Genomic DNA, 26,050 nt, shown 5'->3' on the forward strand with positions numbered 1-26,050 from the left:
TTATTCAGGACGATCGCACGTTGGTGGCTTATCGCGGCGGTCGTGGCAACGATCGGCGCGATGGTATCGATCAAGCTGTTTTACTAGATGCCACGCAATACGCCTGTTTTGCTCAATCCAAAGGAGAAACGGAGACCATGAAATCTCCTGTCGCTATTTTACTGATGGCCTTCGCGCTGCAGGCGTGCAGCGCGGCGCCAAAGCCACCCGAGCCGACTGGTCAGTGGGTACCGGTCAATCAACCGTTGGCCCAGCAGTCGGGCCATACGGAACCGAAGTGAGGAACAGGATGGCATCGACTATCAGGCAATGGTTTGCGTCGGGAGCGAACGCGCGCAAACGTAAGGGAAGCCCGGGCGGGTCGACCACGCGCGCAGACGCGCCGGTGAGCGGTGTTGAGTCAGGTGAGCGCGATGTGGTCAGCTGGTACCTGAAACAGGCACAGGCCTTCGAGAAGTCGAAGGTCGAAGCAGCCGAAGAGAAGGCCCGTATTGCGGACCGGCGCTCGGTGTTATCGGGCGTTGTCGCTCTCGCCGCTGTTTCTGGTATGGGGGCTTTAGGACTCCTAAAGCGGCCGAATCCGCCGGCTGTGCTGCGCGTGGACTCGTCGACCGGTAAGGTCGACGTGCTGCCGACAACCGCGAACGGACACGTTACGTTTTCCGAGAAGACCGATCGCGCGGATTTGCATCGTTACGTCGAACTGCGCGAGAGCTACGACTGGGAGACGATTTCGGACACGCACGCCGCGGTGATGTTCATGAGCGACGACCACGAGAAGGAAGCCTATGACGGGCTGGTGCGCGGCCCGGTGGGCCCGCTCAAGCTTCTGAAGGATCAGGCGCGTGTCATCGCACACGTCGGCTCGATCACGTTCGCGCCCGCCGCACAGGTATTTTTCTCGCGCCAGCTGGTTCCGCTGAATCCCGCAGCGAAACGGTCTGATCCGACGTACTGGATTGCGACGGTCGCATTCGAGCGTGTGAATGTTCCGGAAAAGCAGGATCAGCAGGATCTCAACGCGGACGGTTTTCGCTGCACGAGCTACGAGGTCACGCGAGACTGGACCCGGGCGCCCGCTGATGCTGCGCCGGCGTCGAGCTCTGCGGCAGCCGGAGGTGGAACATGAAAGGACGAACGATCCGGATGTCAGCGAGCGCAGCGGCGGTCGCACTGGGCTTCGCGTTGGTGCCGATTCGCGCGCGAGCGCTCGAAACGCCGCGCAGCTGCGGTTCAGACCCGCACATCCAGTGCGCGACCTACGATCCGGACCAGGCCTATCGTGTGGCTACCATGCCGGGGCGTGCGGTAATGATCCAGTTCGAGCCAGGTGAACACATCATCAACAGCGGCGAGGGCATCGGAGACGGCAAGGCCTGGCACGTGGCCATCAACGACAGTGGCGCGATGCTCAAACCGGGTGCGCCGCAGCCGGAAACCAATCTTCTGCTGGTCACCAACCGGCGCACCTATCCGCTCTCGCTTGTTGACGTGTCGGCCGCACAGCCGGCGACATGGATACTGCGTTTCGACTATCCGGACACGCGTGCCAAAGCGGCCAGCGCGCAGCTGCGCCGTCAGCAGGCGGTAAGCGCTGCACTGGGCAGTCAACAGGACAATGGGCCGGCTATTCCCGCATCGATCGTGAGCGTGGGCGTGGCGAAATCCACGCCTGTGGCGTCGGTTCCCGCAGCCAATATCCAGTACATGATGCGCGGCGATCGTGCACTCGCGCCGACCGCGCTGTGGGACGACGGCCGATTCACGTTCTTCAAGTACTCAACCGCGCGTGACCTGCCGACGATCTTCACGAAGCTTCCCGACGGTGGCGAGGCGACGGCGAACTTCCATATGGAGGGCGATACGGTCGTCGTGCACGAAGTGTCGAAGTCGTTTGTCATCCGCTACGGTCAGTCGGTGCTGGGTATCCGCAACGACGGCTATTCGCCTGATGGCCATTACAACCGTGCGGGCTCGTCGGTGCCGGGCAGCGCGCGCATCGCACGTGACCATACCGATGCATCGACGAACTGATCAGGGAGCAAACAGGGTATGACTGAACGAAACGAAATGGAACATGCGGGGGCGACCGACGTCGGCCCGCAGCCTTCGCTCGACCTGCCGGGCCGTCGCAAAACGCGCGTGGGCAAGCTGCGTCTGGTGCTGGTCGCGCTCGCCGTTATTGCGCTGGGCGCATCGGGCGTGACGATCTATCTGCAGCGCCTGTTCCAGCAGCATCAGGACGCGAAACAGGCGGCGCTGACAAAACCGAAAGACAGCGGCGCGAGTGACGCCGGTGCGGAACTGGAGACGCAGAAGGAACGTATCAAACGCGCGGAAGACCAGGCCCGTGCAGCGTCGGAGGCTGCGGCCGCCGCTGCCGCGAATTCCCACCTCGCGACGCCAGCCGGCGCGGCATCGCAGACGAACGGGCAGGCGGTGGCCGTGAGCAACCAGCCGCGGCCGCTCACGCCGGCCGAGCGCCGCCTGCAGGGCAGCGTGCTCGTCGCGAGCGGCAACAACGATTCCGGCCAGAGCAAAGATGGTCCCGTGGCATCAAATGAAGCCGCTGGCGACGGCGACAGTGGCAGCACTGGAGCCGTCGGCCACGATGCCGGTGGTCTGGCAGGTCTGGCGAAGTCGATGGGCATGTCAGCGCTGCGCGGCGGCAGTGCAGGCGGTGCGCCCAGCTCAACCAGCAAGGCGGACGCGGGCGACGGTAAGGGCTCCGCGATCGACCAGTCGTTGCAGCCATCGAAGCTGCAGCCGATGCAGGCCTCGTTCCGACCGAACAGGCATTACCTGCTCGGTCGCAACACGATGATCCGCTGTGGTCAATCGACGGCGATCCGTACAGACCGGCCGGGCCTGATCGGATGCCCGATCGCGCAGGACGTGTGGTCCGACGATGGCACGACGCTGCTCGTTCGCAAGGGTGCGATGGCGAAGGGCGAGCAGCGCGATGCGGTCCTGCAGGGGCAGGGCGTGATCGGCGCGATCTGGGATGAGATCGACGACGGCGACGTGCACATTCCACTGAACTCGCCCGCTACCGATCCGCTCGGTGCCGCTGGTATTCCAGCCTACATCGACGAGCACTTCTGGCAGCGCTTCAAAGGAGCGCTGATGGTTAGCCTTATCGGTGACTTCGGCCAGGCGCTCGCGAACAAGGCAACCGGGTCCGGCCAGCAGATCACGTTCTCCAACAGTTCGAACGCCACCCAGGACGTGGCCGCGGAGACGTTGCGTAACACCATCAACATCCCGCCGACGGCGTATTCGAACCAGGGCTCGGTAATCAATATCTTTGTAGCGCGCGACATTGACCTGAGCAGCGTGTATGAAAACGTCGATGCGCAGGGCAACCCGGTTAGCCAGAACCGGGAGCAATGAGGAGCGGACCCATGAACCTGAAGATCACCTACCCGGACGATTTCCCGCTGCATGGCCTCGATCGCGACATGTTCGAGACAAAACTACGCAACGCCCTGCGTTTCTGTTTCTACGGCAACACGGTCCGCCAGCTGGCCGAGCGGGTGGATGCACGGCGCGCGCGCGAGGTTCCCGATGCGTTGCCACTGCGTCAGATCGCCGACGAGCACGCGTTCGAAGATTGCATGGCGCTCGATGGGTGCCGGATCGACGACATGTCAACGCCGCTGCGACGCAACCTGTTGCGTAACGTCGGGGCGCGTTTCGGGCTGACGATCTCGGAGTGGGGCGACAGCGCATTGCCGTCGCTCGATGAGCCAGTCAATCACGCGGCCGATCACGCAATGGAAACGCGCGCAACTAACCGTCAACCCGTCGAGATCCCGGCACTTTACGATCGCCAGGCGCCACGCACATCGCGCGTCCTGCTTGCAGCGGGGGTCTGCGCAGTGGCGATCGGCGGTGCGGCCTGGAAATTGACCCGGCCGGCCGCGCCTCTGAGCGCAACCGTGGTTTCCACGTCGCCGGCGCAAACGCTCCGCGAGCTTGCCAGCAGCGTGCCGGACGATCGATGCCCGTATCGCGTGTCAGTGCAGATCGAGCCGCAGGATACGGGCACCACGCCTCGCTGAACCTGCGCGGCACTTTGATTGACTGATGGGACCCTAAATCAGAAAGGAGTGCGAGTGAGCGCAGCCGTAATCGATGTGATCGAGAAGGGCACGATCGCCCGCAGCTTCCTCAAACAGATGGGTATCTCGAACTTCTTCGACGGGGGCCTCACCGAGGTGGCGATCAACCGTCCCGGTGAGATCTGGACAAAAGGCGGTGCCGGATGGCGACGACACGACGCGCCTGCCTGCTCGCTCGACGCGTGCTTCAAGCTCGCGAACGCCCTGACGGTGATGAAGGGCGGCAAGTTCTCGACGAAGGAGCCCATTCACCCGGTGGTGCTGCCCGATGGGCAACGCGGGCACGTTCTGATGCAGCCGGCCTGCGAGCAGGACACTATCTCGATCACCATCCGTATCCCGTCGAATGTGCGCTTTACGGCTGAAGAGTATGAGACCAACGGATGGTTTGAGGGATATCGCGACGTCTCGCCGCGCCGCGACATGCCACCGGGGCTCGACCTGCAGCCGTTCGAGCTCGGGATGCTTGAGGCGCAGGGTCAGCGCAACGTCAGGCGCATGCTCGAGCTGGCGGTCACCAACCGGTTGAACATTGCGCTCGCCGGCGGCACCGACTCAGGCAAGACGACACTGAACAAGGCGCTCTCCGACCTCGTGCCGTCCGATGAGCGGATTGGCACGATCGAGGACACGCCGGAGCTATCGCTGCCGAATCACCCGAACCGCGTGCATATGTTCTTCAGCGACACGCTGCCGGCGAAGGAGCTGGTGCGCTCCACCCTGCGCATGACGTTCGATCGTGTTTTTCTCGCCGAACTGCGAGGTGACGAAACATGGGACTACCTGACGCTGCTGAACACGGGCAAACCCGGCGGCATCACGACGGTGCATTGCAACGATGCACGTTCGGCCCATTCGCGCATCGCGACGCTGGTCAAGCAGAGCGCGGTCGGCCAGACGCTCGACTGGCAATTCATTATGGACCAGGTGCGGGTCACGGTGGATCTCGTCCTGTTCATGCGCAACAGGCGACTGGCCGAGATCTGGTACGACCCGATCGGCAAGGCGCAGCTGCTGGGTTGTGTCTCATGAGCGCCGATGCAGCGGCGCAGATGATCGAACAGATCGCGATCAGCCTGTGCGGCGCGCTCGCCGTGTTTCTGTCGCAGGACCGGCGTGCGCACTGGCGGCGCTGGGCCTGCATCTTCGGGCTGGCCGCGCAGCCGTTCTGGTTCGACATGGCGTGGCGAGCACATCAGTACGGCGTGCTCGCGCTGTGCTTTGTCTATGCGGCGTCATGGGCGCGCGGTTTTACGGCGCACTGGCTCGTCCGCAGGGAGGACCGTGTATGAACTTCGCGATCAGCGATATCGAGGCGGCGATCGAGGGATGGCGCGTGCGGTCGCCGTCGGACGAAGCATTTGCTGCCAGCACAGAGGTCCGCGCGCTGGCGCGGCTCTACGGCGCCGTGATCGTGCACGGCTGTAAGGGTATCACCGACGCCGGGCTGGACGACGCGCAGCGCGACGCCTTGCGGATCCTGTCCGCCGATCCACTCGGAGAGTTCCCGCAATGAAGGCAGATCTTCCGGTTCCCGCGATTGCCGATGCCGCGGAGTCGTACGATGACAGCCAGTGCAAATGGCGACCGTCCGGCGACTTTGCGCTGGTCCACCCGTCGGGCTGGACGATCGCGCGGTACTCAGTCTATGACGAGTGGCACTACCTGCTGTGGGAGCCGATCAATCGCTGTACGGCGGACAACAGCAACCAGTTCCTTGGACCCTTCGGTAACGTGCGCGACGCGATGCGCCTGCATCGCGACCTGAGCGCGCATCTGCGACAACAGGAGATGGCCGCATGACAACGCATCTGAAATTCCAGGCCGCTATCGACGCGGCCGCGCACTGAGGACCGACCATGCCAAAACCGCTTCGAATTCTGATCCCCGTCGTGGTCTTCCTGCTGATCCTGTGCGGCTTCGCGTTCCTCGGGCAGTTCGCCGGTGGCCAGCTCTTCGCGAAGATGCAGAAGCTGCCGGAGGGCAGCGCGGGCGTGTTCACGCTGTACGACTACTGGCATGCCTACGGTGACGTGCCTGCGGTGGTGCGCGCGCTCAAGGTGTGCACGCTGCTGTCAGTGGTCATCACCGGCCTGCCGGTGGCCGTGATCACGATGGCGCTCGTGTCGGGCCGCAAGCGCCTCGCGCAGTTTGGCGAGGCACGCTTCGCAAGCCGTAACGACATCGTCAAGGCTGGCCTGCTGGAGAGGAAATAGCCATGACCACTTCACAACATCTGTATCCGCCGTTCATTGTTGGCAAGTACAAGGGTGAATACCTGAAGTATTACGGCCAGGATTTCCTGATGACGGCCGCCGGCACCCGCTCCGGCAAGGGCACGTCGCTCGTGATCCCGAATCTTCTCACCTATCCCGATTCCGTCGTGGTCGAGGACATCAAGGAAGAGAACTACCACTATACGTCCGGCTATCGGCGGGCATGCGGCCATGAAACCTATCTGTGGGCGCCGTTCTCGGAAGACGGACGCTCGCACGCGTACAACCCGCTCGAATACATTGCAGGCCGACCCGCATATGCGCGCGTGGGCGACGTGATGACGATCGGCGAACACCTGTATCCATCCAACGTCGACGCGCGCCTGAAGTACTGGAACGACAACGCCCGCAACCTGTTCATCGGGATCGTGCTGTATCTGCTGGAAACGCCCTCGCTGCCGTGCACGTTCGGCGAGGTGCTGCGGCAGGCCTCCGGCAAGGGCAGGGCGATCCGTGAACACATCTCGTCGATCGTCAGCACGCGCGTGAACGCGACCGGCGTGCTGCCAGCGCTCACCTTCGAATGTCTCGACGCGCTGAACCGCTTCCTGTCGCAGTCGAAGGAAGCCTTCGCGAACATCGTATCGACGATGACTGCGCCGCTGAACGTCTTCAGCAATCCGGTGGTCGACGCGGCAACCAGCCGCTCGGACTTCGATCTGGCCGATGTGCGCAAAAAGCGCATGTCGATCTATGTGGGCATCAAGCCGGGCGACCTGAAGGCCGGTGCGCTGCTGGTCAATCTCTTTTTCTCGCAGCTGATCGACCTGAACACGCGCGAGCTGCCTGCCGAGAATCCTGCGCTCAAATACCAGTGCGCGTTGATTCTGGACGAGTTTGCAGCGCCCGGCAAGATCGACATCATCGATACGGCCAACCCGTTCATCGCGGGCTACAACCTCCGGCTGATGCTGATCTTTCAGGGCATGTCCCAGCTCGAGGATCCGAAGCTGTACGGCAAGCACGGCACTGAAACGCTCGCCATCAATTGCAAGATGCGCAGCCTGTATGCGCCGCGCACGGTCAAGGAGTCGGAAGAGTATTCGAAGATGCTGGGGACCTTCACGCTGATGGCGCGCTCGCGCAGCCGCAGTCGCGGCCGCAGTTCGTCGATCAGCACCAATGAGTCGGAGCACGGCAGGGCACTGATGATGCCGCAGGAGCTGCGTGCGCTGAAGCACAACAAACAGATCATCACGATGGAGGGGTGCGAGCCGATCCTGTGCGAGAAGGCGTTTTTTTATGAAGACGCCGAACTCGTCGACCGGCTCGTGCGGCAAAGCCCCTACCTGCAGGGTGTGATGGCGAAGCTGGAGAAGAGCAACCGTCGTCGCGCATGGTTCGGTTTCGATTCGAAGTTTCCGGACGAAACGCAGATGAAACATGCTGCGTTCGTCGCGCGCGAGCTATGCGCGCCCGTGCCAAAGATCGACGTCGAGCAGTGGTGGCAGGCACAGAACGCGGCCCGACGTGCGCAGCAGGCAGCGGCGGCCGCAGACGCCGCCAGACAGTCGGCCGGTCAGGGGCGTGACGTCCGGGAGCACGAAATCGGAGTGCTCGCGCCTGTCCACCTGGCCAACCGTAACAGCATCCGCGCATCGCTGTTCCAGTTGATGCCTTATCTGCGAGAAGTCCTGCCGGACGCGGCGGCCGCCGTGTCGGCGCAAACCGCAGCACCTCAATCACAACCTGAACCGCAAGGAGTGACCGTATGAACGAGATCGAATTTCCCGCTGACGGGATCGACTACCGCGAACGCGACGCGGCAAACGCCGACGATGCGTCGACCATTCGCGCGCGCGTCACGCCGCCGGCGAACGAGCCGGACGCGGGCGCTGTGCCCGGCGCTCCAGAAACGTCGGTCGATGACGCAACCGAAGAGCGCCTGAAGAAGATCCGCGCGGCCGATCGGGAGAAGGTCGAGAAGCTGCTCAAGCGCGACTCATCGACCGACGCAGCGACCAGCACAGCCACCGACGAGGCGGTGAAGCCGGCCGCCGGCACCGGCAAACCGCTCGGGAAGAAGGGCGAGCAGCCGGAGAACACCATCCGCCCGAAGCCGGTTTTCGAGAAGACCGGTTATGAAGTGCCGAAGTCGGTCACTAACCGGTACGTGGCGCATGAGGGCAAGTTTCTCGATCGCAAAAGCGAGACGGTGCACTTCGAGGACAAGGGCCGCTCTCTGTCGACGGCCAGCGAGGACCGCGACGTGATCGCGCACATGGTCGAAGTCGCGAAGGCAAAGAACTGGGGTGAACTGCAGCTTAAGGGCAGCGAAGAGTTTCGTCGGCAGGCTTGGATCGCGGCCGAACTCGCCGGTGTACCGTCGCGTGGCTTCAAGCCTGGTGCGCAGGATCGGGCGGCACTGACCGCTGCGCGCGAGGCGATGCGCATCGGGGCCGGTGACAAATCCAATGATACGGACAAGGCGCGCACGAATGAGATGGAGGCAACAGATGCAGCGGGGCAAAAGCAACCCGCAGCGCCGGGGTCGGCGAAAACGGCCACAACAGGGCGTGAAAACGCCGCGCCCGGAGGCAACCCGACGACCGCCGCGCAACCATCTGCGGCTGCGCCGGCGAGTCCCGTTCAGGGCACGCCAACGCCGGCCGGTGTCACGGCGGGGGTGCTGGTGGCGCACGGTCCCGCCCCGTTCAACCACGATGAAAAGCAGAACGCCAGCTACTACGCGACGGTGCGGACAGAGGATGGCGAGCGCACCGTCTGGGGACTGGACATCGAGCGCGCGATCGGCGAAAGCGGTGTGCAGCCCGGTCAGCGGATCGAGCTGGAAAAGGGCGGCAGCAAGACGGTAACAGCGCAGCAGCGCCAGTTCGACGAGAAGGGTACCGAACTCGCGCCAAAGTCAGTCGAGAGCCGGCGTAACGAATGGCTGGTGTTCTCGCCCGATGTGCCGGGTCTGCCCACGCGCGAGCAGCGCGAAGCGCTGACCAGCGCGCGGCGCGAAGCTGATGAGCGCCGACAGATCAATGAGGCGCGTGAGCGGTTCCTGAGCGGAGACTGGAAATTCTCGAAGGAACAGCAGAAGACGCTCGATGAGGCACGCGAGCGCATCAAGGCGCAGGCCGCGCGCGAGGTGCTGCGTGACGAGATCAAGGGTCTGCCGGAGCAGCAGCAGGAGAAGCTAATGGGGGAGTTCGAAAGCGCCGTGGCCGAGGCGCGCGAAACTAACCGGCCACTGGACGTGCCCATGCCACAGGTAAGCGAAGCAACGATCGCGGCCGTGCGCGAGCAGATCGAGCGGGAGCAACGGGGCCAAACTCCCGCAGCACAGCAGACCACCCGACAGGCGACGCCGGAGCGCGGACAGGACCCGCAGTCGCAGACCGCCGAACACGACGGGCCGACGCTCGAAATGGAACCATAAAGCGGCGCAGAACAACGTGCGGCCGCGATCACTTCGCGACCGTCATCGTCAATTCGAACAACAGGAGCAAATCATCATGAAGATCGCTGTAATCAACTTCTCAGGCAATGTTGGCAAGAGTACCGTTGCACATCATCTTCTCGCGCCACGGCTGGAAGGTGCCCAGGTGATTCCTGTCGAGTCGATCAACTCAGACGACAGCGAAAAAGGATCGGCGATGCGTGGGAAGGAGTTTGGGGAACTGCAGGACAAACTCATGACCTTGCGACATGCCGTGGTCGATATCGGGGCATCGAATGTCGAAGACTTTGTTTCGCTGATGCGTGACTATCAAGGTTCTCACGAAGACTTCGATGCCTTCGTGGTACCGACCGTTCCTGCGCTTAAACAACAGGTCGACACAATTTCGACATTGCGCGCACTCACCGGAGAAATCGGTGTGCCGGCAAACCGCATTCGCGTCGTGTTTAACACGGTCACCCCGAAAGACGACGTGTCAAAGATTTTCTCGAAAATTTTCGACTACTACGCGGAAAACCGCAATTTCGTCTTGAATCGTGATGCGGTGATGTATGAGAACCCTATCTACGAAAAGATCAAGGCTTTCGATCGCTCCATCATCGATATTCGCAACGATCCGACCGACTATGTCGCGATGAACGCCGAAGCAATGGAGAGCGGGGAGCCCGAGGAACATCTCGCACAGATTCGCCAACTGGTTGCAATCAAACGTCTGGCCACACGGGTAACCACCGAATTGGACGCAGTCTTCAAACTCGTGGTGCATTGATGGGCGCATCGGACGATTCGATCCGCGAGGAACTGATCGGCGCAGTACTGGGTGAGCTGTCGCTGCTGCGACGGGACGTGAAGGGCCTGTCCGAGCTGCTCGATACCACGGGCAAGCAGTTCAAGGACGACGGTGAACTTACGCTGCTGCGCTTCACGTCTCGCTACGAGCAGTTCCTCAACCAGTTCGCAGCATCGAGCACCGATGTGCTGGCCGAAGCGGGACGGTTTTCGGAAGCCCGGGATCAACTGCTTGGCGAGATCTCGCTCAGGCAGTACGACGAAGCCAACGGCCGAAGCCGCGATCTGCTACGCGACGTCTTGCGCGAAGAGCGCGGCCGCGGCATCGGCCGAATCGAACTGGCCGTATGGACCGCGTGCGCCATGCTTGGCTCAGCGGTGCTCACGGTCGGAGCCCTTGCGGCGCTGCGACTGCTGTCCATCTGACTGGAGATCTCATGAAACTATTGATCGCTGTATTGATCTGCAGCGCGGCGGCCATCCCGACGATGGCGACGGCCGACGACGACAACACCTCGGCCTGCGGTGTGGTGCTGTGCCTGGCAGGGCTCATGGACGGTGGCAATGGCGGCGGCCAATGCAATCAGTATGAGCGTGACTATTTTTCGATTGTGCGCTATCACCACGGGCATTTCGATCTGAGTGGCACGTCGAGCGCCCGAGGGGATTTTTTGAATCAATGCAAATCCGTCGGGAGTGACCAGAAGAGTTCCGTAAATTCGAAATACGGCGGTGTCGAGAACGGCCCCTGAAGTGCGTCTCTTAGCCCGGCACGTCTGCCCTCGTGGATGCTGGGATTTCACCGTCGTTGGCACCGTCGGCGACGGCTTATTTGCAGCGCACGATGTACGGACATTATTCGCCGAATACAACCAACCCTGCAGGAATCGCAGGTCATGCCGGCAACGAAATCCTCGTCAGTGAAAGATCGATCAAAGGGCTGGACACGACGCGCTCCGTATGAATACGCTCATCCAGGGGGACGATCGCGAACCCCATGGTTAGTGGCAAGTCGCGGTGGGTGCTCTCTCATGCGGCGGCGGCCAGTTTGGCAGCTTCGCTATACCCGAAGATGCAATGATGCATCGTGCAGCGCTGTGGGGCGTTGGGGGAAACGGCGAATAAGATACGCGCGGTAAACTGCGGGGTGATGTTGAGGAAATTTCGATGAAACTCACTTCCGGGAGCCTGCTCCGGCTTATGGAGCCAGGGAAGAGACCTATCAGGCAAACGAACTCGCGGCCCGCTTCGACGCGTCGACGGCCCAGGTTGCGCAACCCGCGCCTCGTTCGCGCAACCCGACGCAACTGCAGACGTCCATCATCGCGTGGCCTGTGCAGCGGGCCGAGACAGGATCCGTGACAGGAATTCGTTATAATTTCCCGCGTCCCCTAAAGCCATAACTTCAAAAATGTCATCCAGGCAGCACAAGTCGAGCCGCGGTCAAGGTCATCGATCCCTGACAAAGGCGCATCTGTTGCCGATGGACCGGTCTTCTGCCATTGAACGTTCACTAGCGTGCCATCTGGCGCTGGCTGCATGCCGCGACGGCCACGGCAATACCCATTTGATCAATGAGCTCATGCGTGCGGTGTACCTCGGTTGGTACCTGCAGCGGGCCGGCTATGGGAATCTGCCGGCCGAGCAGTTCAAAATCGCGGAATATGCCGTCGAGAACACGTTGGCTCACGCTCACAAAACTGGCGAATGGCGGCTCGAGCCTGACGTCATCAGTGACTTTGAAGCGCTGCTGTGCCTGCATGACGCCCAGCTCGCGAAAGCGCGGCTTCACGAGGTACAGGACGCTGAGCGCCAGTTGCTGAATTTCTTGAAGGGGAAGAGCGATTCTCCGATTCCGGGGTCGCCGTAGCAGAGTCTCTGATGAGTTAATTGTCGCGCGAGATATAGATAGGAATCCTTAATTTTACATAAAAGAAATTAGCAACAGGACAACATGTAGTAGCTTTATAGAAATGTCGTGTTCTAGCCATTTAGAAATGTCGTGTTTGGACCTCGGTATGCTTGCCGGTTCCTCGTGGGACTTCGGAGCCGGCCATGCACCCAGCTGCACTGGTGACATTGAACATGCGCGAACTCGACCGACTGAAGGTGATCCAGGCTGTTGTGGATCACCTTCTGAAACCTGGACGTGCTGCCGAACGGCTGGGCCTGAGCGTGCGGCAGATCGAGCGGCTGGTAATCCGATACCGTGAATCAGGCGCAGCGGGCCTGGTGTCGCGCAAACGCGGCCGACCAGGGAACCGGCGGCTGGACGACGACACGGCCCAGCGTGCCCTGGCGATTATCCGCGAGCGCTACACCGATTTTGGCCCGACGCTGGCCTGCGAGAAGCTGTACGAATGCCACGGCATACGTCTGGCGAAGGAAACGGTCCGCAGGCTGATGACGGACGCGGGCCTATGGGTGCCGCGCCGGCAGCGGCCACCGAAGGTCTACCAGCCGCGGGCGCGGCGGTCGTGCCTGGGCGAGCTGATCCAGATCGACGGCAGCGAGCATCCGTGGTTCGAGGACCGGGCGCCACAATGCACGCTGCTGGTGTATGTCGACGATGCGACGAGCCGGCTGATGGCGCTGCATTTCACGGCGAGCGAGTCGACCTTCAGATACTATGAAGAACAGCCAGCGTAAGCCCCTAGGAGTAAAACGGTTGATCTGGACCGTTTCTCGAAAGGAGCACGCAAATGGACACAACCGAGAGAGCCCTGCAAGGACGTGAAACTGCGGTCACCTGCAGGCTGTTTGTCGCCTTTGAACTTGGCGAGAAGAACTGGAAGCTATCACTCGGTGATGGCGTACGCGCGCCCAGCCGTTGCGCGGTGCCGGCCGGCGACACCGCTTCCGTCCTGAGCGCCATCACCAAGGCCAGATCTCGCTGTCATCTGCATTCGGACGCATTGGTGCTGAGTTGCTACGAGGCGGGCCGTGACGGTTTCTGGTTGCACCGTTGGCTCACCGCACAAGGCATTGCCAATCTTGTGGTTGATTCCGCAAGCATCGAGGTGAACCGGCGCGCGCGACGCGCCAAGACCGACCGACTTGACGCCGACAAACTGCTTTCCATGCTGATGCGCTACTACGCGGGTGAACATCGTGTCTGGGCGGTCGCGCGAGTCCCCAGCCCAGAGCAGGAAGATGAGCGACGTTTGCATCGTGAACTCGAGCGGCTGCGGCACGAGCGTACCGCTCATATCAACCGGATACGATCTCTCCTGGTGCTGCACAACCTGCGCGTAGATCGCGTAGGTGGTCGCAACTGGGCGCGTTGGTGGGCTGAGCACGCCTTGCAGTTGCTCCCTTCCCTACGTGCCGAGATCGAGCGTGAATGTGAGCGACTTAAGCTAGTGATTGAACAGGTCAAGACGCTCGAAGCAGATCAGGAGCGTCAGGTCCGCAGCGGCGCGCAACCCTCAGTTGCAGCGTTATCGCGCCTGACCGGTGTCGGTACCGGAAGTGCATGGACTCTGCTCAAGGAACTGTTTGGCTGGCGCAAGTTTCGCAACCGTCGAGAGCTTGCTGCCAGCCTAGGTCTCGCACCCACGCCATACAGCAGTGGGACCAGCGAAACCGAGCAAGGCATCAGCAAGGCAGGCAATAGACGCGGCCGCTGGCTCATGGTCGAACTCGCGTGGAGCTGGCTACGCTTCCAGCCCGCAAGCCAGCTAAGCCAATGGTTCCGTAAGCGATTTGCTGATGCTGGAAAGCGTGCCCGACGTATCGGCATTGTCGCGCTAGCTCGCCGTCTCGCGATCGCATTCTGGCGATACGTGGAACATGGAGAGATTCCACTCGGAGCAACCTTGAAGACTACCCGGGCCGTGGTCGGAGCATGAAGCTTCTGCATCGCTAAGTGGCAAGAGTTTTAAGGTTTACGCGCCCGCGAAGTAGCGGGATTACCCAAACGGTAATCGGCCTTCAGATGGGGCGCGTCTGAACGGAGCGCTGCCTGCGGTAACGCATGCGGTATAGGGTGACCGGCGCTGGTGCCGGCACGGATAGAAGTTAGATCGGGCATATGCCCCGATATAGAGTGCTCTGACCTCAAAACCAGTTAAAGAGCCAGACGGAGGGGAAGAAAGTTGACGACAATTTATTGAGACCCAACGCAAGAGTTGTCCACCGCCTGCCGGCGTTATGGTCAACGTGAAAAGACCCGCCACCAGGCGGTGGACAACTCTTGCGGATCGAAAAAGGAATCTGAAACGGTCATCCCGAGGGGCTTGACTTCCAATTCCCCATAGAAGCTACTTTGAGGCGACCCGTGCGTACATCGAGCGCTACGGCAAGCCCGGCGCGTTCTACAGCGACAAGGCGAGCGTGTTCCGGAATACGGCTGCGAGCAGGACCGGCAACAGCGTGACGCAGTTCGGCCGCGCGATGTACGAGCTGAACATCGACACAATCTGTGCAAACAGCAGTCCGGCCAAGGGCCGTGTCGAGCGCGCCCACCTGACGTTGCAGGACCGTCTCGTGAAGGAACTGCGGCTGCGCGGCATCAGCACGGTACCCGGGGCCAATGCGTATGCGACATGGGGAATGGCCATTGCAAACGTATACGCGGCGCTCCAGTCAGGTGTTGCGACATTCGACAGCTCGGTGTCAGGCATCGGTGGGTGCCCTTATTCTCCAGGCGCAACCGGCAATGTCGCAACAGAGGACGTAGTCTACCTGTGTCAAGAGCTTGGCATCCAGACGGGTATTGATCTATCGGCTCTCGCTGATGCCGGCGCGTTCATTTCGGCATCGCTGGATAGAAAGACATCATCGCGAGTGGCACGAGCGATTGAGGCCCGACGTGCTCGTCTGGCAGCTAGTGCTAGGTAAAACAGGAGACGAATGACCGTGTTCCGCCCGCAGGCGCTTGAAATCAGACAGACCCCGAGCGTGGCTGCGCGACGGCGCTCTTCATGTCGTTGGCCTCCAGCTGCAGCTTGCCTGCCAGTGAGGAAGGCTGCCCTCAGGCCCGTCATCACCCCCTGTCCGGCGCGTTCACTGCTCCCGGTCAAGATCACGAGCATCAGATTGGACAAAAACGGCGACAGAACACCACCCACAACAGAAAAAACTGCCGCGGTGCAAAAAGGCGCGCCGTCCGACTCGACGCTTATCACCTTCCCGAAGTCAGTTCCTGACATTGAGGGTTCTCAACGGCGAGTTCAAATTACGACTGGTGCAGTTGCGACCTGAGGGTCAAGCCGGGCACTCAGGAAGTCAATGAAGCTGCGCAGCTTCGGCGGAAGGTGTCGACGACTGGAGTAGACGGCAAAGAGGGAACCCGCAAGCTCTTTATCGCCCCTTTGCGCGAGGGCGAGGCGCCCTTTGGCAATATCCTCGTCTACTAACCAGCCTGGCAGAAAGGCCGCCCCCATATCAGCCAGCACCGCGTGATAGGTCAGCGTCGTGTCGCTGGATTTCATCACGGCTAGCATTTCTATCGAGTCTCCTTCTTTAGTCCCAGGCAACTTCAGACGCTCCAGTTGCAGATAGTTGGGCAAGATCATTTCGATCGGCCGATGCCCGCTTTTACTGTTCTCACCCTGCGCGCGGGCCAAACAACTTGGCGTGGCAACCAGCCGGAACGGCACGCTGCACAAACGGCGTGCGATCAGGTTGGGTGAAGGCTCTCCCGTCAGACGCAGCGCGACGTCAAAGCCTTCCGAAACCAGATCGACCAGTTGGTTGCTCAGGTGCATGTCAAGGCGCACTTCCGGGAAGTCATGCCGATAATCCGCGAGCAATTGGGCAAAGTGCGAAGTGGCGCACCAGACCGGAGCACTAACCTTCAGTTCACCCCGCGGTACACCGGTGGTCTGGCCAACCGATGCAACAGCTGCGTCCAACGTGTCGAGCACCTGCCGACACTGGTCGTGGAACAAGCTACCCGCTTCGGTCAGACTCATCCTGCGGCTGGTCCGGTTCAGCAAACGGGCGCCAAGCTGCCGCTCGAGCCGAGCAACATGTTTGCTGACCATCGGCGCGGCCATGCCCAGACGTTCAGCAGCCGCGGTAAAGCTTCCACATTCCACAATTTCGCGGAAGACGCGAATACCGGTCAGATCAAGCTCACTCATGGTTTCCTTTTTGAGAAATGATTCGATGACTTTAAAGCCATCGATTTCCTTAAGTGGAAAGAATAATCTCCTTTAGTGCCCTCTGGGGCAAACGCAGCCAGCGCTTCGTGGCCACCACCGATCACTCTCATCAAGGAAAACTTAAATGAACGCGACAACGAACCCACCTCTCGTCACCGGCAAACTGCTGCGCATCGCCCTCTGGGTCGCACAGGTATTGCTTGCCGTAGCGTTCTGCGGCGCGGGACTGACCAAGCTCTTGACGCCGATCCCGCAGCTAAGCCACATGATGCCGTGGACAGGCACACTGCCGGAGACCTTCGTGCGCTTCATCGCGCTCGTCGATCTGGCTGGTGGACTTGGCATCCTGCTACCGTCGCTCACACGCATCCGTCCCGGACTCTCGGTACTGGCTGCCTTAGGATGCGTGGCCCTGCAGGTGCTCGCCATTGGCTTTCACCTATCGCGGGGCGAAGCCTCCGTGCTGCCGCTGAACTTCGTGCTGCTGCCGCTTAGTGCGTTCGTGTTATGGGGTCGCAGCAAACGGGCACCGATAGCGGCGCGCACCTGAAATCTGCGTGACTCCGGAGATTCAACACATGAAATTTCCTACCTATTTCATCTCGCACGGCGGAGGTCCCTGGCCATACATGGACGATCTGCGCCATGCCATGCGCGCACTTGAAATGTCGCTCAGGGACATCCCTCGTCAGATCGGCGTGACGCCCAAAGCCGTGCTCATGATCTCAGGTCACTGGGAAGACGAAGTCTTCAGCGTGATGGCGAGCCCACAGCCGACAATGGTCTACGACTACTATGGCTTTCCCGCTCACACCTATAGCGTGATCTACCCGGCCCCAGGTGCACCCGCACTCGCCAGCCGCGTCCGCGCCCTGATCGGGGCGGCCGGCCTGCCGGCGCGGCTGGACGTCGAGCGCGGATTTGATCACGGCACGTTCGCGCCGCTTGCCGTCATGTACCCGGACGCCGACGTACCAGTGATCCAGCTTTCGCTGCAAGCCCGGCTCGACCCAGCGCAACACCTTGAGTTGGGATCCGCCCTGTCGTCATTGCGAGACAAAGGAGTGCTGATCATTGGCAGCGGACTGAGCTACCACAACCTTCGGTGCTTCGGTCCGCCCGCGCGCGCGCCTTCTCAGGCGTTCGACGGTTGGCTGCAGGACACACTCATTAGGTCATCCCCCGCTGACAGGCTCGCGCGCCTTATAGATTGGGGGAAAGCCCCTGCCGCGCGCCTCGCTCATCCTAGGGGAGATCACCTGCTGCCCCTGATGGTGGCAGTCGGTGCCGCTACGACGGAAGCAGGCCACTGCATCTATCACGAGGACAATATTTTCGGTGGGGTGACGGCATCAAGCTTTCGATTCGGCTCAGCAGCGAACGAATAATGGCCCACACAGCGCGGTCAGTTGGACCACGTCAACTGTGCCGCCGAAGCCTCGCATATCAACAACCGCGTATCGACGCCCACGCTGCGTTTCAGCATCGCAAAATGCTGATGACTTCTGGCATATCAATGGGAGAGGCATCGCCACTTCTCCCAACAAATATTCGATTGGGCTATGCGTTCTTTGCGCCGCAGGAGATTCACGACGTATCAACCCGTTAATGGAGCATCAAGGTCACTTCATGATCTTCGTCGAGCGTGATGATGGGGCGCACAGTGATGCCAGGCGTCTTCATGTCGATCAGCAGGACGGAAATGCCCTCCTGCTTTTTCGCACCGCTGTCCGTGCGCGCGAGGCAGAACATCATGTCGGCGTGCTGGCCGAGCGTCGTCCAGGTCTCTGACCGTTGACGACGTAGTGATCGCCGACCCGCTCGGCGCGCGTGCGAAGCGATGCCAGATCTGAGCCCGAGCCCGGCTCCGAATACCCCTGGCACCACCAGTCGGTGCCGTCGAGAATGCGCGGCAAGTAGTGGCGCTTTTGCGCTTCGCTGCCGTACTTCATCAGCACGGGCGCGACCATCGATACACCAAACGGCAGCACCGTCGGCGCGCCGAGCTGGGCGCACTCCTCGTCCCAGATATGACGCTGCGTCGCGTTCCAGTTCGGGCCACCATATTCCGCGGGCCATGCAGGCGCCGACCAGCCGCGCTGGCCGAGCAGCTTGTGCCAGCTCGCGAAGTCCTCGCGGAATGCGTCGTCCGCGGGGGAATAATTCAGGTCCATGCGCAGTGTCTCCTGGCCGCGGCCTTGCGCCGCCAGGAGCACTGCAAGCGATGGCTATTGCAGCGGCTCTTTCAGTGCGGCGGGCACAGGCAGCGGCATCACACCAATGCCTTTTTCGGTGAGGGCTCGCGCATCTTCCGGCGTCGTGACGCCACAGATGCAACGAGCAGGCGCTCCGTTGCATCAATGCGCTGCGCTTCCTCGGCAAAGCGGTCGCACACGTTCCCGGTCTCCTTCAGCACTCGCGTGCAGTGCGCGGATTACGTGCGCATGCAGTTCGCCAAAGGTCAGCAGACGCCTTCTTCTTCGATGCACTCGTCGCACCGCAAATCGGACCGGCAGGACCAGCTTGCGGCACAACTGCAATTCGAAGTCGTCGGCGGAAGCAAACCCGTCTTCTACCGATAATCGTGCAGCCCCTGTAGATCGACGCCCTTCATGTGGAATCAGGGCTTGCATACAAGTGTAGCGCAAAACCAAAATTTGTGAACGATCGTTCGCCAAAATAACTATTGTCTTTGGACACAGGCTCGAGTGCTCACTGCGGCAACCCCTGACAGAGGAGCACGCACCAATCTTCGTTTCTCCCAATGTTTGCTTCGCGAATCATTGATGGCAATGCAGATATGAATTTTCGAGAATGTTCCTTGGACAAACTATCCGGCACGCCGAGGGCGCGCCGAGGGACACATTCAAATGGACTACTCTGACTATCGTCACCTCCGGTTTGAACAGAAACCTAACGGCGTGCTGCTGATCACGATTGACCGGCCTCCGCGCAACGCTGCGAACAGCGTGCTTCACCATGAACTGGCGGAAGTCTGGCAGACCCTCAAGAGCGACCCTGACGTACGCGTGCCCGTTATCACCGGGGCAGGAGCTGCGTTCTCTGTCGGTGGCGACCTCGCTGAAGGCATCGACAAGCTCGGCAGGATCGAACGCCATATCGAGACGGGTGAAGAGGCCTTGCGGATCGTTTACAACATGATCCATCTGGATAAGCCTGTGGTGTCAGCCATCAATGGCTCCGCCGCAGGTGCGGGTCTCGCCGTCGCCCTGAGCGCGGACATCTCGATTGTCTCCGAGACGGCGAAACTCTGTGATGCGCACATGAACATCGGGGTCGCGTCCGGCGATCATGCCACGATGCTCTGGCCTCTTTACTGCGGGTTGCCAAAGTCAAAGCTGTACCTGCTGACGGCGGACGTTCTCACCGGACAGGAAGCGGAACGGATTGGCCTCGTGTCAATGTGCAAGCCAGCCGACGAAGTCCTTGAATCCGCACTGCAGATCGCAGATGCGCTGGGAAGAAAGCCCCAGCGCGCGCTCCGCTGGACCAAACGATGCCTGAATCACTGGGTGCGACAGGCGGCGCCGATCTTTGACCTTTCGGTCGCCTACGAAGGCCTCAATTTCATGGAGCCCGATGCCAGGGAGGGGCTTAGCGCATTTCTTGAAAAGCGTACCCCGGTTTTCCCGTCCACGGAGAGCTGAAGCAATGGATCTCGCCCATCTGCTCCACCGTTCCGCGATGCAATTCCCAGAGAGGCCCCTGTGGGTCACACCGGAAACGTCGATCCCCTACGCGGAAGCCGCACGACGCGCCAACAGGATTGCGACTAGCCTGCTTCAGGGTGGTCAGCAACGTGACCGTGTGGCCATACTGTCCGTGAACCGCTTCGAGCATTTCGAGATGTTCCTTGCAGCACTGAATGCCGGGATGGCAGCTACACCGTTCAATCCCAAGCTTCACGTCGACGAATTGAGCTTCATGATCGAAGATTCGACGCCAGCATTCTTCGTCTTTTCGCCTGAGTTCGCTGTAACAGTCAAGACGCTTCGTGCCCGGCATACCTGTGTGCAGCACTGGATCTGCATGGATCCCGTCGCCGGCTTCGAGTACTACGGTAACCTGATGGAAGGCGTTGGCGATGCTCGGCCAGACCTGCTGATCGACCCCGACGAGGTGGCTTGGCTGTTCTATACGTCCGGGACGACGGGGAAGCCCAAGGGATGCATGGAAACGCACCGGAACCTAGTCAACATGGTGACGGGCAGGCTGCTGAGTATCCTGAGCGACGTTGATGAAACGGACAGGATCATCCATTTCGCACCGATGGCCCATGCAACCACCAGCGTGGGTCTCTCACATCTGGCCAGGGGCGCCGCACAGATCTTCCCCGGCCTGGAGAAGTTCGACCCGCCCAAGGTTCTTGAGGCGGTGGAGCGTTTCGGGGCCACGTCGAGCTTTATGGCGCCAACCATGGTGCAGATGCTACTGAACTGCCCCGATCTCGAAAGCTACAACGTTAAAACCCTTAAAAATATTCTCTGCGGTGGTGGGCCACTGTATGCAGAGGTGCTGCGTCGCGCGATCGAGGTGTTCGGACCGATCATCGGACAGGGGTATGGACAGAGCGAGGCTCCGAGCGGCGTGTGTGGGATGCACAAATCCGAGTACGACCTGAACTCGCCCGACGGACTCGGGAAACTCGGATCCGTCGGCCGCGAGAGCCTGGGGGTCCGGGTCCGTATCGTGGACGAACACGGAAAAGAAGTCGCACCGAACGTTGCCGGCGAAATCACTGTTCGCGGAGACATCGTGTTTCCGGGTTACTGGCGGCGCAAGGAAGCGACGGACGAAGTCCTAAAGAACGGGTGGCTGCACACCGGGGACGTCGGCTACCGAGACGACAGGGGTTATATCTTCATCACCGATCGCGTGAAGGACATGATCATTTCAGGAGGTTCGAACATCTACCCGCGCGAAGTGGAGGAAGTACTCCTGCAGCATGAAGCCATCGCCGAAGCATGCGTCGTTGGTGTTCCGGACGGTGTATGGGGGGAAGCCGTACAGGCAGTGGTTGTTCTACGGGAAAACGCGGCCATATCGCCCGACGATGTAATCGAGTTTTGCCGTAGCCGGCTCGCCTCCTACAAGAAGCCAAAGGCCGTCGATTTCGTTGACCACCTTCCGAAAAACGCGTACGGCAAGATCCTCAAGAAAGAGGTCAAGGCGCGCTACTGGCAGTCCGCTACCGGCGCTATCTGATAGCCACCATGAGCGTACTCAACAATATTCGCGTGCTTGATTTCGGACGCTATGTTGCCGGCCCCTACTGTGCCACACTGCTGGCGGAATTCGGAGCAGAGGTCATCCGTATCGAGAAGATCGGCGGCAGCGAGGACCGGTTCCTGCTGCCTGCACTGGAGACTGGCGAGGGAGCCCTGTTCCTGCAAATGAGCCGGAACAAGAAGTCCATGACGCTCGATCCAATGAAGGACGAAGGCCGCGAAGTCGTCAAGCGGCTTGTCGCGACGGCCGACGTAGTCGTGGCGAATCTCCCTCCCTCAACACTGAAGGCGATGGGGCTCGACTTCGCCTCAATCTCTGCCGCCAATCCCAGAACGATCCTTACGTTGGCGACGGGATTCGGTCAAAGCGGGCCAATGGCCGGTCATCTTGCGTTCGATTCGATCGGGCAGGCGATGTCGGGCGGCGTTTATCTGAGCGGCCACGAAGGACAGCCGAGTCGCACCCAGATTCTCTGGTGCGACTTCGGCACAGCGCTTCACTGCGCGTACGGCACGGCAATGGCGCTAATTGCGCGCGAAACGACGGGGCGTGGCCAGGTGGTTGACAGTTCGCTCTTCGCGACAGCCGCAATGCTAGGTAGCGCATTCGCAATGGAAGCAGAGCTGACAGGACGAGACCGGGTTGGCGTCGGCAATCGCAGCTTCGCCGCCGCGCCGGCGGATATATTTGCGACGAAAGACGGCTGGATCATCTGTCAGGTGGTCGGCAAACCGCTGTTCGAACGCTGGGCTGCGCTGATGGAAGAACCCGGCTGGCTGGACGACGAACGCTGCAGATCGGACGATTCGCGCGCCCTGAATGGCGGCATCATCAGCGATCGCATGCAGCTGTGGTGCCAGAGCCGAACGAGCTCCGATGCGTTGACCGAGCTCGCAGCGGCGAGAATCCCCGCAGGTCCGGTTCTCCGGCCTGGTGAGCTGGTCAGGCATCCGCAAGCCGAGGCAACTGGTCTCTTCGAGTGGATCGACTACGGCACCCCTCCCCGTACTGTTCCTCTCGCGCGCGCACCTGTGTTCCTTTCGGAGACCCCGGGCGGGATCCGTGAGAAGCCGGCCATGCTGGGCGAGCACACGGATGCGATCCTTCGCTCGCTCGGTTACGCCGCGGAAGAGATCGACGTGTTCCGCTCGCAACGGGTCATCTGAATTTTCGTCCAGAAATGTCCGGACCCGCAGGGTGCGGAGTTCACCGGTCAGATGGCAGACGGCCTAACGAGCCGGTCCGCAACCGTATTCAAAAGGACCGTCGCGAACAGAGCCGCAGTCTCCGGCTCAATGCGCCCCGAAATCCATCTCACGATTTTCCGATCACTGGCATTGCCGATCTGCTCTTGAGCGGAGGCTGCAAGGCGTCGTTCCTGAACCTTCGCGGTCGTTGCGTACGGGCATGAAAAAAACGTGAGCAGCCGGCGAAGGCATCCTGACGGGGTCGATCTGAACAGATCGGAACGGGTGGCGATCGAGGTATGCCGAAAACATCTGTGTGATCGCTTCCCGCAAGAGTGAGTGTCCCTTGTGGGTTGGCTTGGCGCGTTCGCCGTCATATTCCCATGGCTGTTGGGTTTAACGCAGTGTCTCCGTCTGGGTAGGCAACCGCGCTTAAGAGATGAAGCGCCGGCGCGGCGGCGTTCAGTCCATCGCGCTACACAACACGCTCGAGCGCGCGTACCTGCTCGCGGACGACGGAGTCCACGCCAACCTGCCGAAACAGGCACTGCCGCTCAACCCTACGCCCGAGAACATAATATCGTTGCCGCCCGACGCGATGCTGCATCCTGCGCATCATTGCTTCCTCGCCGCAGTGTTTCGTCCCTTCGACGGTAACATGCCGCGCGCTGTGTAAGCGCCCGGGATCACCCTCAAGACGCCGTACAACCGGCTCGCGCTGATACGCGAGCCGAATTCCTCCTTAGGCTTCCGAACGCGAAAGCGGCGCCTGCTGCCCGACTGGGCGGCGTCAGACGACCCTGAACAGTCCGACCGTCGACGCGAGCGCGTTCGCCTGCGTCTGGAGCGTCGTCGCGGCGGCGGTCGATTGCTCGACGAGCGCTGCGTTCTGCTGCACCATCTCGTCGAGCTGCGTGACCGCGCGGTTCACTTCCTGGATGCCGCGCGTCTGCTCGTTCGCCGCTTGCGTGATCTCCGAGATGATCGTCGTCACGTTCGTAACGTTGGACACGATCTCACGCATCGTCTCGCCGGCCTCGCGCACCTGCTCCGAGCCTGCGGACACGCTCGCCACTGTCGACTCGACCAGCACCTTCACCTCGCGCGCGGCCTGCGCGCTGCGCTGCGCGAGGCTGCGGACTTCCTGCGCGACGACCGCGAAGCCACGGCCCTGCTCACCCGCACGCGCGGCTTCCACGGCCGCGTTCAGCGCCAGGATGTTGGTCTGGAACGCGATCCCGTCGATCACCCCGATGATGTCGCCGATCCGCCCTGACGCCTCCTCGATCGTGCCCATCGTCGCGACGACGGCCGATACGACCGTGCCCCCGCGCGACGCGATCCGCGATGCCGCTGCCGCGCGTTCGTCGGCCTTGCCGGCCGCCGCCGCTGACTGGCCGACCGTGGCGGTAATCTCTGCCATCGACGCAGCCGTTTCCTCAAGGCTCGCGGCCGCCGATTCGGTACGCGACGACAGATCCTGATTGCCCGCCGCGATCTCGTTTGCGGCCGTGCGCACCGATTCGCTCGCGTCGCGGATCTGCCGCATTACGTCGTTCAGCTTGTCGACGAATCTGTTGAACGAACGCGCGATGTCCGCGACCTCGTCGTGGCCGTCGGCCGGCAGGCGCTGCGTCAGGTCGCCGGCGCCGGAGCCGATCGCTGCCATTGCCTGGCGCACCTGCGACAGTCGGCGGAACGCGGTCGCGGTGATTGCGCCGACGACCAGCGACGCGACGCTGACAATCACGACCAGCGTGATCAGCGACGCGGTCAGCAGCGAGCGCATCCCAGCCGTCGCGTCCGCCTTGTCGAGTGCGACGAGCGCATACCAGTCAGTGCCCGGCACCGGCTGCGCCCGCACCAGCTTCGTCTTGCCGCCGACGCTCATCTCCACGGGCCCGCTTGCGCTCGCCAGCGCCGCACCGCTTACGCCGCCGAGATCGGGCAACACGTCGGTGACCGGTTTCAGCGTGAGCTTCGGGTCAGGATGCGCGACGATGTGGCCGCTGCTGTCGATCAGCATGCCGAAGCTGGCAGGCGTCGGATGGATCGACTTCACATTGGCGATCACGCTGTCGATCGCGACGTCTCCTGCCACGACGCCCTTCAGCGCGCCGTCACGCACGATCGGTACGGCGAACGTGACGATGAGGCGGCCGGTGGCCCCGTCCACGTAAGGCGGCTCGACAACCGGCTTGCCGGCTTGCGCGGCCTGCTTGTACCACGGGCGGCCGGTCGGGTCGTAGTCGGGCGGGATGCCGGTCGGATCTGAGAACCTGAACACCTTGTCCGCGTAGCCCGCGTAGACATTCGTGAAACCACCCGCCGCGGCCACCTGCCTGAACACCGGGAGCGGATCGGGAGCCAGCGCGGCGTCCTGCAGCGACACGATCATCCGGCTCTTCGTCACGACCCAGTCGGCGATCCCGACCACGTGGCCGCTCGCGACGGAGCTCAGATGCCGGTCGATCGCGTCGTCGTTGTAGGACCGTGCGATGAAATAGTTGATGAGGGTGGAGGCAACGAGCGCAAATACGACAATGGCGACACTCGCAGCAAGGATACGAGCGCGGATGGACGAGAACATGGCAACGATCCTGTAAGGGCGGGTAAACGTCCAGTGGACGAATTTGTCAGGGTAAGCGGCAAACTCGCGAGTTATTTGAAAATTTTATGAACGTCTACCATCCGCAAATCGAGGGATCGATAAAGCAGGGCTTCCTCCTGGCGGGGCAGCGTCCTGAGCAAAGCAACGGGATACGAATGACATTCGCGCCGGGCGGCTTCACCAGCGGATACAGTCTGGCGGCCGCAATTGATACGTTCGATTGCGCCGCCACAATGGATTATTGTTCATTCGAAATCCTTATTATATTCGTCGCGTCTCTCAGGCTGAATCCCA

25 protein-coding genes and 4 pseudogenes are annotated in these 26,050 nt (G+C 61.4%); 25 read left to right on the top strand and 4 right to left on the bottom strand.

What is annotated here, in order from left to right:
- Nucleotides 1-23: 23 nt before the first annotated feature.
- From R8871_RS35550 to R8871_RS38595, 19 genes and pseudogenes are all read left to right on the top strand, one after another.
- Nucleotides 24-281 carry a hypothetical protein gene (locus R8871_RS35550; RefSeq protein WP_246287990.1) on the top strand — a complete coding sequence of 86 codons (258 nt, stop codon included), beginning with the start codon at nucleotides 24-26 and terminating at the stop codon, nucleotides 279-281.
- Between the two features lie 8 nt (nucleotides 282-289).
- Complete coding sequence (locus R8871_RS35555; protein WP_175054584.1) at nucleotides 290-1,129, top strand: virB8 family protein; 840 nt, start codon at nucleotides 290-292, stop codon at nucleotides 1,127-1,129.
- A 17-nt stretch (nucleotides 1,130-1,146) separates the two neighbouring features.
- Nucleotides 1,147-2,034, top strand: coding sequence for a TrbG/VirB9 family P-type conjugative transfer protein (locus R8871_RS35560; RefSeq protein ID WP_407673249.1), 888 nt, complete (start codon nucleotides 1,147-1,149; stop codon nucleotides 2,032-2,034).
- Between the two features lie 18 nt (nucleotides 2,035-2,052).
- Nucleotides 2,053-3,393 carry a TrbI/VirB10 family protein gene (locus tag R8871_RS35565; protein ID WP_175054586.1) on the top strand — a complete coding sequence of 447 codons (1,341 nt, stop codon included), beginning with the start codon at nucleotides 2,053-2,055 and terminating at the stop codon, nucleotides 3,391-3,393.
- A gap of 11 nt (nucleotides 3,394-3,404) precedes the next feature.
- Nucleotides 3,405-4,064, top strand: coding sequence for a hypothetical protein (locus R8871_RS35570; protein WP_175054587.1), 660 nt, complete (start codon nucleotides 3,405-3,407; stop codon nucleotides 4,062-4,064).
- Nucleotides 4,065-4,118: 54 nt separating this feature from the next.
- On the top strand, nucleotides 4,119-5,156 hold the full coding sequence (virB11, locus tag R8871_RS35575) for a P-type DNA transfer ATPase VirB11 (protein WP_175054588.1): 1,038 nt from the start codon (nucleotides 4,119-4,121) through the stop codon (nucleotides 5,154-5,156).
- Complete coding sequence (locus tag R8871_RS35580; RefSeq protein ID WP_175054589.1) at nucleotides 5,153-5,416, top strand: hypothetical protein; 264 nt, start codon at nucleotides 5,153-5,155, stop codon at nucleotides 5,414-5,416. The genes virB11 and R8871_RS35580 overlap by 4 nt, the downstream gene beginning before the upstream one ends.
- A complete protein-coding gene (locus R8871_RS35585; RefSeq protein WP_175054590.1) occupies nucleotides 5,413-5,640 on the top strand; it encodes a DUF3717 domain-containing protein in 228 nt (75 codons plus the stop codon). The genes R8871_RS35580 and R8871_RS35585 overlap by 4 nt, the downstream gene beginning before the upstream one ends.
- On the top strand, nucleotides 5,637-5,927 hold the full coding sequence (locus tag R8871_RS35590) for a hypothetical protein (protein WP_175054591.1): 291 nt from the start codon (nucleotides 5,637-5,639) through the stop codon (nucleotides 5,925-5,927). The genes R8871_RS35585 and R8871_RS35590 overlap by 4 nt, the downstream gene beginning before the upstream one ends.
- A gap of 56 nt (nucleotides 5,928-5,983) precedes the next feature.
- Nucleotides 5,984-6,340, top strand: a complete 357-nt coding sequence (locus R8871_RS35595) for a hypothetical protein (protein WP_175054592.1) — start codon at nucleotides 5,984-5,986, stop codon at nucleotides 6,338-6,340.
- Between the two features lie 2 nt (nucleotides 6,341-6,342).
- Entirely contained in the window at nucleotides 6,343-8,115 is a 1,773-nt protein-coding gene (locus R8871_RS35600; protein WP_175054593.1) for a type IV secretory system conjugative DNA transfer family protein, read from the top strand.
- Nucleotides 8,112-9,788: an LPD7 domain-containing protein gene (locus R8871_RS35605; protein ID WP_175054594.1), complete on the top strand. Its 1,677-nt coding sequence runs from the start codon at nucleotides 8,112-8,114 to the stop codon at nucleotides 9,786-9,788. Before R8871_RS35600 ends, R8871_RS35605 begins: the two co-directional genes overlap by 4 nt.
- 76 nt (nucleotides 9,789-9,864) lie before the next feature.
- Complete coding sequence (stbB, locus tag R8871_RS35610; RefSeq protein WP_175054595.1) at nucleotides 9,865-10,578, top strand: StbB family protein; 714 nt, start codon at nucleotides 9,865-9,867, stop codon at nucleotides 10,576-10,578.
- Nucleotides 10,578-11,024, top strand: a complete 447-nt coding sequence (locus R8871_RS35615; RefSeq protein ID WP_175054596.1) for a hypothetical protein — start codon at nucleotides 10,578-10,580, stop codon at nucleotides 11,022-11,024. Before stbB ends, R8871_RS35615 begins: the two co-directional genes overlap by 1 nt.
- A gap of 11 nt (nucleotides 11,025-11,035) precedes the next feature.
- Nucleotides 11,036-11,350, top strand: a complete 315-nt coding sequence (locus R8871_RS35620; RefSeq protein WP_171928305.1) for a TrbM/KikA/MpfK family conjugal transfer protein — start codon at nucleotides 11,036-11,038, stop codon at nucleotides 11,348-11,350.
- A 731-nt stretch (nucleotides 11,351-12,081) separates the two neighbouring features.
- Entirely contained in the window at nucleotides 12,082-12,468 is a 387-nt protein-coding gene (locus tag R8871_RS35625) for a hypothetical protein (protein WP_175054620.1), read from the top strand.
- A 215-nt stretch (nucleotides 12,469-12,683) separates the two neighbouring features.
- Nucleotides 12,684-13,226, top strand: a pseudogene (locus tag R8871_RS35630) (helix-turn-helix domain-containing protein); the annotation flags it as partial.
- 74 nt (nucleotides 13,227-13,300) lie between these two features.
- A complete protein-coding gene (locus R8871_RS35635) occupies nucleotides 13,301-14,449 on the top strand; it encodes an IS110 family RNA-guided transposase (protein ID WP_175054597.1) in 1,149 nt (382 codons plus the stop codon).
- Between the two features lie 412 nt (nucleotides 14,450-14,861).
- Nucleotides 14,862-15,440: pseudogene (locus R8871_RS38595) on the top strand (hypothetical protein); the annotation flags it as partial.
- A gap of 332 nt (nucleotides 15,441-15,772) precedes the next feature.
- Here R8871_RS38595 and R8871_RS35650 read toward each other — a convergent pair.
- A complete protein-coding gene (locus tag R8871_RS35650; RefSeq protein ID WP_175054598.1) occupies nucleotides 15,773-16,687 on the bottom strand; it encodes a LysR family transcriptional regulator in 915 nt (304 codons plus the stop codon).
- A 145-nt stretch (nucleotides 16,688-16,832) separates the two neighbouring features.
- On the opposite strand from R8871_RS35650, the gene R8871_RS35655 reads away from it, so the two are divergent.
- A complete protein-coding gene (locus R8871_RS35655; RefSeq protein ID WP_175054599.1) occupies nucleotides 16,833-17,258 on the top strand; it encodes a DoxX family protein in 426 nt (141 codons plus the stop codon).
- Between the two features lie 28 nt (nucleotides 17,259-17,286).
- Entirely contained in the window at nucleotides 17,287-18,096 is an 810-nt protein-coding gene (locus tag R8871_RS35660; protein WP_175054600.1) for a DODA-type extradiol aromatic ring-opening family dioxygenase, read from the top strand.
- Between the two features lie 235 nt (nucleotides 18,097-18,331).
- Here R8871_RS35660 and R8871_RS35665 read toward each other — a convergent pair.
- Nucleotides 18,332-18,882, bottom strand: a pseudogene (locus R8871_RS35665) (acyl-CoA dehydrogenase family protein); the annotation flags it as partial.
- Nucleotides 18,883-18,936: 54 nt separating this feature from the next.
- Nucleotides 18,937-19,322 (bottom strand): annotated as a pseudogene (locus R8871_RS38600) (DUF1178 family protein).
- A gap of 256 nt (nucleotides 19,323-19,578) precedes the next feature.
- Between R8871_RS38600 and R8871_RS35670 the strand changes: the two are divergent.
- The 4 genes from R8871_RS35670 to R8871_RS35685 all read left to right on the top strand — a co-directional run bounded on the left by R8871_RS35670 (nucleotide 19,579) and on the right by R8871_RS35685 (nucleotide 23,821).
- Nucleotides 19,579-20,376 carry an enoyl-CoA hydratase/isomerase family protein gene (locus R8871_RS35670; RefSeq protein ID WP_175054601.1) on the top strand — a complete coding sequence of 266 codons (798 nt, stop codon included), beginning with the start codon at nucleotides 19,579-19,581 and terminating at the stop codon, nucleotides 20,374-20,376.
- Nucleotides 20,377-20,380: 4 nt separating this feature from the next.
- The gene (locus tag R8871_RS35675) at nucleotides 20,381-21,934 is read left to right on the top strand and encodes a class I adenylate-forming enzyme family protein (protein ID WP_175054602.1); all 1,554 of its coding nucleotides are present in this window, start codon (nucleotides 20,381-20,383) and stop codon (nucleotides 21,932-21,934) included.
- 8 nt (nucleotides 21,935-21,942) lie between these two features.
- Entirely contained in the window at nucleotides 21,943-23,124 is a 1,182-nt protein-coding gene (locus R8871_RS35680; protein WP_175054603.1) for a CaiB/BaiF CoA transferase family protein, read from the top strand.
- A 460-nt stretch (nucleotides 23,125-23,584) separates the two neighbouring features.
- Nucleotides 23,585-23,821, top strand: coding sequence for a hypothetical protein (locus tag R8871_RS35685; protein WP_175054604.1), 237 nt, complete (start codon nucleotides 23,585-23,587; stop codon nucleotides 23,819-23,821).
- 114 nt (nucleotides 23,822-23,935) lie between these two features.
- Here the strand turns inward: R8871_RS35685 and R8871_RS35690 are convergent, their stop codons facing one another.
- The gene (locus R8871_RS35690; protein WP_175054605.1) at nucleotides 23,936-25,735 is read right to left on the bottom strand and encodes a methyl-accepting chemotaxis protein; all 1,800 of its coding nucleotides are present in this window, start codon (nucleotides 25,733-25,735) and stop codon (nucleotides 23,936-23,938) included.
- Between the last annotated feature and the right edge of the window lie 315 nt (nucleotides 25,736-26,050).

It is taken from the genome of Paraburkholderia sediminicola (assembly GCF_902859805.1).
Classification (GTDB): Bacteria; Pseudomonadota; Gammaproteobacteria; order Burkholderiales; family Burkholderiaceae; genus Paraburkholderia; species Paraburkholderia sediminicola.

What these genes read in the sequence shown, in the direction of transcription:
- R8871_RS35690 (WP_175054605.1), bottom strand. Translation starts at nt 25,735, where the DNA reads ATGTTCTCGTCCATCCGCGCTCGTATCCTTGCTGCGAGTGTCGCCATT.
- R8871_RS35655 (WP_175054599.1), top strand. Translation starts at nt 16,833, where the DNA reads ATGAACGCGACAACGAACCCACCTCTCGTCACCGGCAAACTGCTGCGC.
- R8871_RS35620 (WP_171928305.1), top strand. Translation starts at nt 11,036, where the DNA reads ATGAAACTATTGATCGCTGTATTGATCTGCAGCGCGGCGGCCATCCCG.
- R8871_RS35650 (WP_175054598.1), bottom strand. Translation starts at nt 16,687, where the DNA reads ATGAGTGAGCTTGATCTGACCGGTATTCGCGTCTTCCGCGAAATTGTG.
- R8871_RS35660 (WP_175054600.1), top strand. Translation starts at nt 17,287, where the DNA reads ATGAAATTTCCTACCTATTTCATCTCGCACGGCGGAGGTCCCTGGCCA.
- R8871_RS35580 (WP_175054589.1), top strand. Translation starts at nt 5,153, where the DNA reads ATGAGCGCCGATGCAGCGGCGCAGATGATCGAACAGATCGCGATCAGC.
- R8871_RS35635 (WP_175054597.1), top strand. Translation starts at nt 13,301, where the DNA reads ATGGACACAACCGAGAGAGCCCTGCAAGGACGTGAAACTGCGGTCACC.
- R8871_RS35565 (WP_175054586.1), top strand. Translation starts at nt 2,053, where the DNA reads ATGACTGAACGAAACGAAATGGAACATGCGGGGGCGACCGACGTCGGC.
- R8871_RS35600 (WP_175054593.1), top strand. Translation starts at nt 6,343, where the DNA reads ATGACCACTTCACAACATCTGTATCCGCCGTTCATTGTTGGCAAGTAC.
- R8871_RS35675 (WP_175054602.1), top strand. Translation starts at nt 20,381, where the DNA reads ATGGATCTCGCCCATCTGCTCCACCGTTCCGCGATGCAATTCCCAGAG.
- R8871_RS35685 (WP_175054604.1), top strand. Translation starts at nt 23,585, where the DNA reads ATGAAGCGCCGGCGCGGCGGCGTTCAGTCCATCGCGCTACACAACACG.
- R8871_RS35680 (WP_175054603.1), top strand. Translation starts at nt 21,943, where the DNA reads ATGAGCGTACTCAACAATATTCGCGTGCTTGATTTCGGACGCTATGTT.
- R8871_RS35670 (WP_175054601.1), top strand. Translation starts at nt 19,579, where the DNA reads ATGGACTACTCTGACTATCGTCACCTCCGGTTTGAACAGAAACCTAAC.
- R8871_RS35555 (WP_175054584.1), top strand. Translation starts at nt 290, where the DNA reads ATGGCATCGACTATCAGGCAATGGTTTGCGTCGGGAGCGAACGCGCGC.
- R8871_RS35590 (WP_175054591.1), top strand. Translation starts at nt 5,637, where the DNA reads ATGAAGGCAGATCTTCCGGTTCCCGCGATTGCCGATGCCGCGGAGTCG.
- R8871_RS35625 (WP_175054620.1), top strand. Translation starts at nt 12,082, where the DNA reads ATGGACCGGTCTTCTGCCATTGAACGTTCACTAGCGTGCCATCTGGCG.
- R8871_RS35560 (WP_407673249.1), top strand. Translation starts at nt 1,147, where the DNA reads ATGTCAGCGAGCGCAGCGGCGGTCGCACTGGGCTTCGCGTTGGTGCCG.
- stbB (WP_175054595.1), top strand. Translation starts at nt 9,865, where the DNA reads ATGAAGATCGCTGTAATCAACTTCTCAGGCAATGTTGGCAAGAGTACC.
- R8871_RS35595 (WP_175054592.1), top strand. Translation starts at nt 5,984, where the DNA reads ATGCCAAAACCGCTTCGAATTCTGATCCCCGTCGTGGTCTTCCTGCTG.
- R8871_RS35605 (WP_175054594.1), top strand. Translation starts at nt 8,112, where the DNA reads ATGAACGAGATCGAATTTCCCGCTGACGGGATCGACTACCGCGAACGC.
- R8871_RS35585 (WP_175054590.1), top strand. Translation starts at nt 5,413, where the DNA reads ATGAACTTCGCGATCAGCGATATCGAGGCGGCGATCGAGGGATGGCGC.
- R8871_RS35615 (WP_175054596.1), top strand. Translation starts at nt 10,578, where the DNA reads ATGGGCGCATCGGACGATTCGATCCGCGAGGAACTGATCGGCGCAGTA.
- R8871_RS35570 (WP_175054587.1), top strand. Translation starts at nt 3,405, where the DNA reads ATGAACCTGAAGATCACCTACCCGGACGATTTCCCGCTGCATGGCCTC.